At 68.0% G+C, this 7,652-nt stretch carries 7 protein-coding genes; 5 read left to right on the plus strand and 2 right to left on the minus strand.

The window, feature by feature from the left end; all coding sequences use genetic code 11:
- Positions 1 to 108: 108 nt before the first annotated feature.
- The 4 genes from VE25_RS18115 (at position 109) to copM (ending at position 4,382) form a co-directional block, all read left to right on the plus strand.
- Positions 109 to 786, plus strand: coding sequence for a helix-turn-helix domain-containing protein (locus VE25_RS18115; protein ID WP_046110074.1), 678 nt, complete (start codon positions 109 to 111; stop codon positions 784 to 786).
- The gene (locus VE25_RS18120; protein ID WP_046110075.1) at positions 787 to 2,376 is read left to right on the plus strand and encodes an ABC transporter substrate-binding protein; all 1,590 of its coding nucleotides are present in this window, start codon (positions 787 to 789) and stop codon (positions 2,374 to 2,376) included.
- A 313-nt stretch (positions 2,377 to 2,689) separates the two neighbouring features.
- The gene (locus VE25_RS18125) at positions 2,690 to 3,793 is read left to right on the plus strand and encodes a M24 family metallopeptidase (protein ID WP_046110076.1); all 1,104 of its coding nucleotides are present in this window, start codon (positions 2,690 to 2,692) and stop codon (positions 3,791 to 3,793) included.
- A 223-nt stretch (positions 3,794 to 4,016) separates the two neighbouring features.
- Positions 4,017 to 4,382: a CopM family metallochaperone gene (gene copM, locus VE25_RS18130; RefSeq protein ID WP_244466976.1), complete on the plus strand. Its 366-nt coding sequence runs from the start codon at positions 4,017 to 4,019 to the stop codon at positions 4,380 to 4,382.
- A gap of 223 nt (positions 4,383 to 4,605) precedes the next feature.
- Here copM and VE25_RS18135 read toward each other — a convergent pair whose 3' ends face one another.
- Positions 4,606 to 5,436 carry a DUF1499 domain-containing protein gene (locus VE25_RS18135; RefSeq protein ID WP_046110078.1) on the minus strand — a complete coding sequence of 277 codons (831 nt, stop codon included), beginning with the start codon at positions 5,434 to 5,436 and terminating at the stop codon, positions 4,606 to 4,608.
- Positions 5,437 to 5,514: 78 nt separating this feature from the next.
- Positions 5,515 to 6,144, minus strand: coding sequence for a pyridoxamine 5'-phosphate oxidase (gene pdxH, locus VE25_RS18140; protein WP_046110079.1), 630 nt, complete (start codon positions 6,142 to 6,144; stop codon positions 5,515 to 5,517).
- A gap of 188 nt (positions 6,145 to 6,332) precedes the next feature.
- Between pdxH and VE25_RS18145 the strand changes: the two genes are divergently transcribed.
- The gene (locus VE25_RS18145) at positions 6,333 to 7,262 is read left to right on the plus strand and encodes a DnaJ C-terminal domain-containing protein (protein WP_046110080.1); all 930 of its coding nucleotides are present in this window, start codon (positions 6,333 to 6,335) and stop codon (positions 7,260 to 7,262) included.
- Positions 7,263 to 7,652 lie beyond the last annotated feature (390 nt).

Consider the following 7,652-nt stretch of genomic DNA (forward strand, 5'->3'; position numbering starts at 1 on the left):
CCCCCACCCTCAATCCCTCCCCTCAAGGGGGAGGGAGGCGACTCGTGCTCGTGGCGTTCTCCCGACAAGAGCTGCGAGTTCGCAATCTCCCCTTTCGGGGGCAACCCGATGACCTCCGTCCTCGCCACCGCCGTGAACGACGGGCACCCCAAGGTCGGGGCGCTGATCCGCGCCCGTCGCCGCCAGCTCCATATGACGCTGCAGGCCCTCGGCGAAGCGGCCGAGGTCTCCGTCGGCTATTTGAGCCAGGTCGAGCGCGACCACGCCACGCCCTCCCTCGGCACCCTCGCCCAGATCGCCCGGGCGCTCGGCGTCGGCATCGACTATTTCATCGCCGCCCCGGCCCCGCATGAATCCCTCACCCGCGCCGGCGAGCGGCCGCGCTTCTCGGTCGACGGCTCCTCGGTCGTCTACGAGCGGCTCGGCGCCGATTTCCCCGGCTCGACGCTCTCGGCGTTCCTGATGACGGTGCCCCCCGGCTACCGGTCCGAGACCGTCGCCCATGAAGGCGAGGAGATCCTCTACGTCCTCGAGGGCTCCATCACCCAGCGGCTCGACGACCAGGAAATGGTGATGAACGCGGGCGACAGCCTGCATTTCCGCGGCAATCATCCGCACGCCTGGTCCAACCACACGGACAAGCCTGCCCGACTCCTCTGGACGGGCACCCTCACCCTCTTCCGCTCTTCGGCCAAGCCCAAGCTCTTGCCCGAGGCGAAGCGCAAGACCGGCGGCATCAAGCCGGCAACCAACAGAAAAATCGTCACTCGCAAGGAGAAACGTTAGATGAAGCTCATGAGAGCCGCCCTCTTGGCCAGCGGCCTGGCGCTGCCGCTCGGCACTGCCGCAACGCTCGCCGCCACCCCCGCCGACGTGCTGGTCGTCGCCCAGAACATCGACGACATCGTCGCCATCGACCCGGCCCAGGCCTACGAGTTCACCTCGGGCGAGCTCGTCACCAACGTCTATGACCGCCTGGTGCAGTACGATGCGGAAGACACCACCGTCCTCGCCCCGGGCCTTGCCTCCGAATGGACCGTGGACGACGACGCCAAGGCCATCACCTTCACCATCCGCGACGGCGCGACCTTCCACTCGGGCAATCCCGTGCGCCCGGAGGACGTCGTCTTCTCGTTCAAGCGCGTCGTGACGCTCAACCTCACGCCCGCCTTCATCCTCACCCAGCTCGGCTGGACGCCCGAGAACATCGAGGAGATGGTCACCGCGCAAGGCAACACCGTCACCGTGCGCTATGACGGCGACTTCTCCTCCGCCTTCGTCCTCAACGTGCTCGCCGCCCGCCCGGCTTCCGTCGTCGACGAGCTGACGGTGATGGAGCACGAAGAGAACGGCGACATGGGCAATGCCTGGCTCAACGCCAACTCCGCGGGCTCGGGCGCCTTCAACCTTGCCGACTATCGTCCGGGCGAGATCATCCGCCTGACGGCCAACCCGAACTACTTCAAGGGCGCGCCGGCGATTGGCTCGGTCATCATCCGGCATGTGGCCGAGGCTGCAACCCAGCAGCTCCTCTTGACCTCCGGCGACGTCGACATGGCCAAGAACCTGACCCCGGACCAGATCGCCGGCCTTACGGGCGATGCGGTCAAGGTCGAGGTCTTCCCGCAGGCGGCCGTCCACTTCCTCTCGTTCAACCAGAAGACCGAGTCTCTGACTCCCGAAGCCGTGTGGGAAGCCGCGCGCTACCTCGTCGACTACGAGGGCATGACGCAGTCGTTCCTGGCCGGGCAGATGGACATCCACCAGGCCTTCTGGCCCGAAGGGTTCCCGGGCGCCTTGACCGACACGCCCTTCACCTACGATCCCGACCGGGCCCGCCAGATCCTCGAGGAGGCCGGCATCGAGACGCCGATCAACGTCACCCTCGACGTGATCAACTCGACGCCCTTCACCGACATGGCCCAGTCGCTGCAGGCGACCTTCGCCGAGGCCGGCATCAACTTCGAGATCATCCCCGGCACGGGCGCGCAGGTCATCACCAAGTACCGCGAGCGCACCCACCAGGCCATGCTCCTCTACTGGGGCCCGGACTTCATGGATCCGCACTCGAACGCCAAGGCCTTCGCCTACAACTCCGACAATTCGGACGACAACTATCAGGCGACGACCACCTGGCGTAACGCCTGGGCCGTGCCCGCCGAGATGAACGAGGAGACGATGGCCGCGCTCGCCGAAGCCGATCCGGCCGCGCGCGAGGCGATCTATCTCGACCTGCAGAAGAAGGTGCAGGAGTCCTCGCCCATCGTCATCATGTTCCAGGCCGCCTACCAGGTCGCCATGGGCGCGAACGTCGACGGCTACGTCAACGGCGCGACGTCCGACTTCGTGTTCTACCGTCTGGTGACGAAGGAGTAGGGTATCCAAGACCAACGAGGAGAGGCCGGTCGTGCGCACGCACGATCGCGCCCCACCCACCGGCTGTCATCCCGGCGAAGGCCGGGACCCAGCCCTGAACGCATCCACGGGCCACGGGAAGAGCGGCTGCGCTCTTTCCGTCCCGTTTCACACTCCTTGCGGCTGCGGTTGCATCTCAGGATGGGCCCCGGCCTTCGCCGGGGTGACATCTGGGGTGGGATGAGATCGGTGATCCCACTGCATCACCCCACCCTCAATCCCCTCGGCGCAAAGCGCCGGTGAGGCGCCCACGTCCTAGAAACCGAGCACCACCATGACCTCTACCCTCTCCACCCGCCTCGCCAACCTGCGCGCCCGCATGGCGCAGACGAACACCGATCTCGTCGCCATCGGCCCCTCGAGCCACATGGTCTGGCTCGCCGGCCTCTCCCCGCATGGCGACGAGCGGCCGGTGATGCTGCTGGTCTCCCAGGACTACGCCGGCTTCCTCATGCCCGCGCTCAACGTCGACAGCTCCCGCCAGCACACCGACCTGCCCTTCTTCCCCTGGAGCGACGCGGAAGGCCCCGACAGCGCCCTCGACGCCCTGATCGAGGCCACCGGCATCGACAGATCCAGCCCGAGCGTCGTCCTCGACGAAACCATGCGCGCCGACTTCGCCCTCCTGCTGCTCGATGCCCTGCCTGGCGCGCGCCGGCGCTTCACCGGCGACACCGTCGGGTACCTGCGCTCGCGCAAGGACGCCGACGAGTACAAGCGCCTCAAGGCCAGCGCCCTCCTCGACGACAAAGCGTTCCAAGCGGCCTTCGGCGCGCTGAAGCCCGGCGTTTCCGAAAACGAGATCGCCGAGGTCATCGGGCAGGTCTACGAAGCAAACGGAGCCAGCGCCGCCTTCATCACCGTCTGCTTCGGGCCCAACGGCGCCTTCCCCCACCACCACACCGGCGACACGCGCCTCAAGGACAACGACGCGGTGCTGATCGACGCCGGCTGCCGCCTCGACGGCTACCCCAGCGACATGACCCGCGTCGCCCATCTCGGCGCTCCGCCCGAAGAGTTCGAGAAGGTGCACGCCATCCTCGAGCGCGCAGTGCAAGCGGCCATCGCCGCCGCCCGACCCGGCGTCGAGGCCAGGCAGGTCGACAAGGCCGCCCGCGACATCATCGCGGCAGAGGGCTACGGCGACTACTTCCTCCACCGCACCGGCCACGGCCTCGGCATCGACGTGCACGAGCCGCCCTACATCACCGCGACGTCGCAGACCGTTCTCGACGAGGGCATGGTGTTTTCCATCGAGCCCGGCATCTACCTTTCCGGACGTTTCGGCGTCCGTCTCGAGGAAATCGTGATCATCCGCAACGGCCGCGCCGAAGTACTTTCCGAGCTGCCGCGCGCCGCCTACCGGGCACAACCATAGGGGCACGAACACCCACACCCCACCGGGTCATCCCCGCGAAAGCGGGGACCTCTGTTTCCACCCCACCACGGCAAACGGAGGTTCCCGCTTTCGCGGGAATGACCCGGTGGTTGGGGTTGTGCGGTGCCACCGCAAGGCTCGCGTCTCGCGCTCCTCCTCGCCCCCCCTTGACCTTCCCGCATGGGAAGGCCGCAGGGTCGGCGTCCTCAAGACCAACAGGAGGATTGCCATGCGCACCTTTCTCGCTTCCGCCGCCGTGACCCTCGTTCTCGCCGGCGCGGCCTTCGCCCAGGCCGACCACTCCGGCCACGGCGCACCGGCGGGCGAATCGCCCGCCACCGCCGCCTATGCGCAGGCGAACGCCGACATGCATGCGGCCATGGAGATCGACTACACCGGCGATCCCGACATCGATTTCCTGCTCTCGATGATCCCGCACCACCAGGGCGCCATCGACATGGCCCGCGTCGTCATCGAGCACGGCTCCGATTCCGAAATCCGCGCCCTCGCCGAAGAGATCATCAGCGCGCAGGAGGCCGAGATCGCGCAAATGCGCGAGTGGCTGGCCGAGCGGGGACACGCGGAGTAGACCCCTTCCCTCTCCCCTTGTGGGAGAGGGACAGATTTTCCGCGTTCAGCGGAAAATCAGGGTGAGGGGTCCGCGATGTTGCCACGGACGCCGCGCCTCATTGAGACATCGCAAACCCCTCATCCGGCGCTTCGCGCCACCTTCTCCCACAAGGGGAGAAGGGGGAACCGTCCCCCTCGCGTCCCCTCGCCCCTCCGGGGAGAGGGTCAGGGTGAGGGGTCCTTCACTGCCCCGGTGCCACCTCTTCGGCATCTCCCGCCTCCGCGGGCGGCTCGATGATCGGCTGGCCGATATTCGGGTTGTCGCGCAGGAGCGCGGTCACTTCCGCGTCCATGGCGCCCAGGAACTCCTCGACCCTCTGCCCGTTGGCGCCGAGGTCATGGCGGCCGGCGAGCGAGGCCGAGCGCATGTCGACCCGCGCGCCCTCCGGGTCGCCGGCAAGCGCGATCACCACGTCGTCGCGCCAGCCGAAGAGCGTCGTCACCCGCGCGTTGATCCGCCCCTCGGCGCCGGGCGCGGGCGGGCGGGTCTGCGCCTGCAGGTCCCAGCCGCGATCCTCGACGAGGCGCATGGCGACGTCGAACACCTGCTGGGCGGTCAGCGGATAGGTGCGCGTCTTGGCGTTGGGGAACGTCGCCTCGAGCGCCGCCGCATTCGGCACCAGCGGCGGGCTCATCGTCGCCGTCGCGCCGTCGAGCACCAGCGGCAGGCGCTGCCTGTCGGCCGTGGCGATATCGGTCGCCGCCGGATAGCGCGAGGCCATCGCGCCCGCCCAGGCGAACGGGGCAAGGCATACGAGCCCGGCCACGAGCCCGACGATCGCCCGGTCCCACCCCCGGTCGCCGGTGAACCACAGCCGCACCAGCGCGATCAGCGCGCAGGCGAGCGTCGCCACGACGACGGCGAACGCCACCCACAGCATCACATGGAACGTGTTGCTCTCGATCAGCCCCTGCCTGTGCAGCAGCACCGGAATGACGATCAGCGGCAGCGACAGGCTCGCCAGCCGCCGCGCCCTGATGGCCCATTTCGATGTGCGGATGAGTATGCGCAAAGGCGGTCCGGCCGGTTCGCGGGAAATTCGTGACCTAACTATCGCCTTAAATTGAATAAATCGCCAATTCCGCCGGTTCTAGGGATAGAGCCGCGTCCGGCTCCACGGCGCGCCCGGCCCGGTGCGGGTGAACCGCACCCGGTCGTGCAGGCGGAACTCGCCGTCCTTCCAGAACTCGATGGTCTGCGGCACGAGGCGGAACCCCGACCAGTGCGGCGGGCGCGGCACCGGTCCCTCGCCCAGTTCGGCGGTCAGCTCGGCCACCCCGGCGGCCAGGAGCGCGCGGCTCGCCAGCGGGCGCGACTGGCGCGAGACGGACGAGGCGATCTGCGAGCCCCGGGCGCGCGAAGCGAAATAGGCGTCCGCTTCCTCGGGCGCGACGATCTCGACGGGCCCGCGCATGCGCACCTGCCGGCGGATCGATTTCCAGTGCATCACGAACGCCGCGTGCGGGTTGGCGGCGAGATGCCGGCCCTTCTCGCTCTCGAAATTGGTAAAGAACGTGAAGCCGCGTTGGTCGCGCGCATTCATCAGCACCATGCGCACGTCCGGCAGGCCATCGGCATCAGCCGTCGCCAGCGCCATGGCATGCGGGTCGTTGGGCTCGTTGGCTGCAGCCAGCGCAAACCACTCCTCGAACAGGGCGAACGGATCGATCTCGCCGGCGTCGAGATCGTCGAAAAGGCGCAGTGTCAGCGGTTCGGTCATGGGTCAACCTCGGTCCGGCCGTTCCCGGCCGGTTACTGGACAACGGGCAGGCCGCTCGCCATATAGAAGGCGAACAGCAGGGCGTGCAACGCCCCAGGTGCCATGCACCATCTATGAATCCTGCGTGACCGCGCCGCCAAAGTGGTGTCCACTTGGCCGGTTCGGCACGAACGAATCGATTGGAGACAATGCGCGACCCCTACAGCGTGCTCGGGGTGGCCCGCACGGCAAGCGAGAAGGAGATCAAATCCGCCTATCGCAAGCTGGCCAAGGCCTACCATCCCGACCAGAATCCGGACGATCCCGGCGCCCACGCGAAGTTCGCCGAAGCGACGGCTGCCTATGACCTGTTGAGCGACGCCACCAAGCGCGCCCAGTTCGACCGCGGCGAGATCGATGCCGAGGGCAACCCGCGCTTTGCCGGCTTCGGCAATGGCGGGTTCGGCGGCGCCGCGCGCGGCGCTCGGCCGGGCGCGGGCGGCTTCTCGGCCGAAGACATCTTGAAGGAGTTCATGAGCGGCTTTGGCGGGCAGCCGCGCGGGGGCGCGCGCACCACGTTCAGCGAGGCGCAGTGGGACCCCTTCGCCGGCACCGCCCAGCGCGGCGGAGCCAAGGGCGAGGACTTCACCGCCACCGCCGCCGTCTCGCTCGAGGACGCCCATCGCGGCGGCTCGATCGACGTGCGCCTGCCCAACGGCAAGATGCTGGCGGTCAAGCTCCCCAAGAACGTCGAGGACGGCCAGCAGATCCGCCTCAAGGGCCAGGGCCAGCCCTCGCCCATCGGCCAGCCGGGCGACGCGCTCATCACCGTCAAGTTCGAGAAGCACAAGACCTTCCGCCTCGACGGCCATGACCTGCGGACCGACCTGCCGATCACCCTCTACGAGGCCGTGCTCGGCACCAAGGCGCGCGTGCCGACCCTCGACGGCTCTGTCGAGCTGAACCTGCCCCCCGGCGTCGACACCTCCAAGTCGCTGCGTTTGAAGGGCAAGGGCCTCTACGGCGACGGCGACCTCTACGTCAACGTCAAGATCGTCCTGCCCCCCGGCGGCGACCCCGACCTCGAAAGCCTCATGCGCTTCTGGCGGGATCAGAAGCCGTACAAGGTGCGGGATTAGGCACCGCTACCCCCTCCACCCACGATGTCACCCCGGCGAAAGCCGGGGCCCATCCTGAGGTGCCGCATCAGCCGCAAGGTGTGCGAACGGGGCAACGTTTGCGGCACTCCAGTTGTACTGGAAAGTTCCATCTCCCACCGCTGTCATCCCGGCGCAAGCCGGGACCCAGTAAACGGCGCCGCCGGTGCTTTGCTGGGGAGCTGAAGAGCACTCCTGCGCACGAGCTCTGACCTCGGTGTGTACTGGGTCCCGGCTTTCGCCGGGATGACAGCGGTGGGTGGGCGAGATGCCGCCACAAGCACCATGCGTCCCCCTCCCCCTTGAGGGGAGGGGATAGGGGCTGTCTCTTATACCCCTCTGACGCTGCCGACGAGCGGTCTGGGGTAGATA

The sequence above is a fragment of the Devosia geojensis genome, from assembly GCF_000969415.1.
GTDB classification, from domain to species: Bacteria; Pseudomonadota; Alphaproteobacteria; order Rhizobiales; family Devosiaceae; genus Devosia; species Devosia geojensis.

Bases quoted from the DNA above. Each gene is read 5' to 3' on its own strand.
- VE25_RS18125 (WP_046110076.1), top strand. From the start codon at position 2,690: ATGACCTCTACCCTCTCCACCCGCCTCGCCAACCTGCGCGCCCGCATG.
- pdxH (WP_046110079.1), bottom strand. From the start codon at position 6,144: ATGACCGAACCGCTGACACTGCGCCTTTTCGACGATCTCGACGCCGGC.
- VE25_RS18145 (WP_046110080.1), top strand. From the start codon at position 6,333: ATGCGCGACCCCTACAGCGTGCTCGGGGTGGCCCGCACGGCAAGCGAG.
- VE25_RS18120 (WP_046110075.1), top strand. From the start codon at position 787: ATGAAGCTCATGAGAGCCGCCCTCTTGGCCAGCGGCCTGGCGCTGCCG.
- VE25_RS18115 (WP_046110074.1), top strand. From the start codon at position 109: ATGACCTCCGTCCTCGCCACCGCCGTGAACGACGGGCACCCCAAGGTC.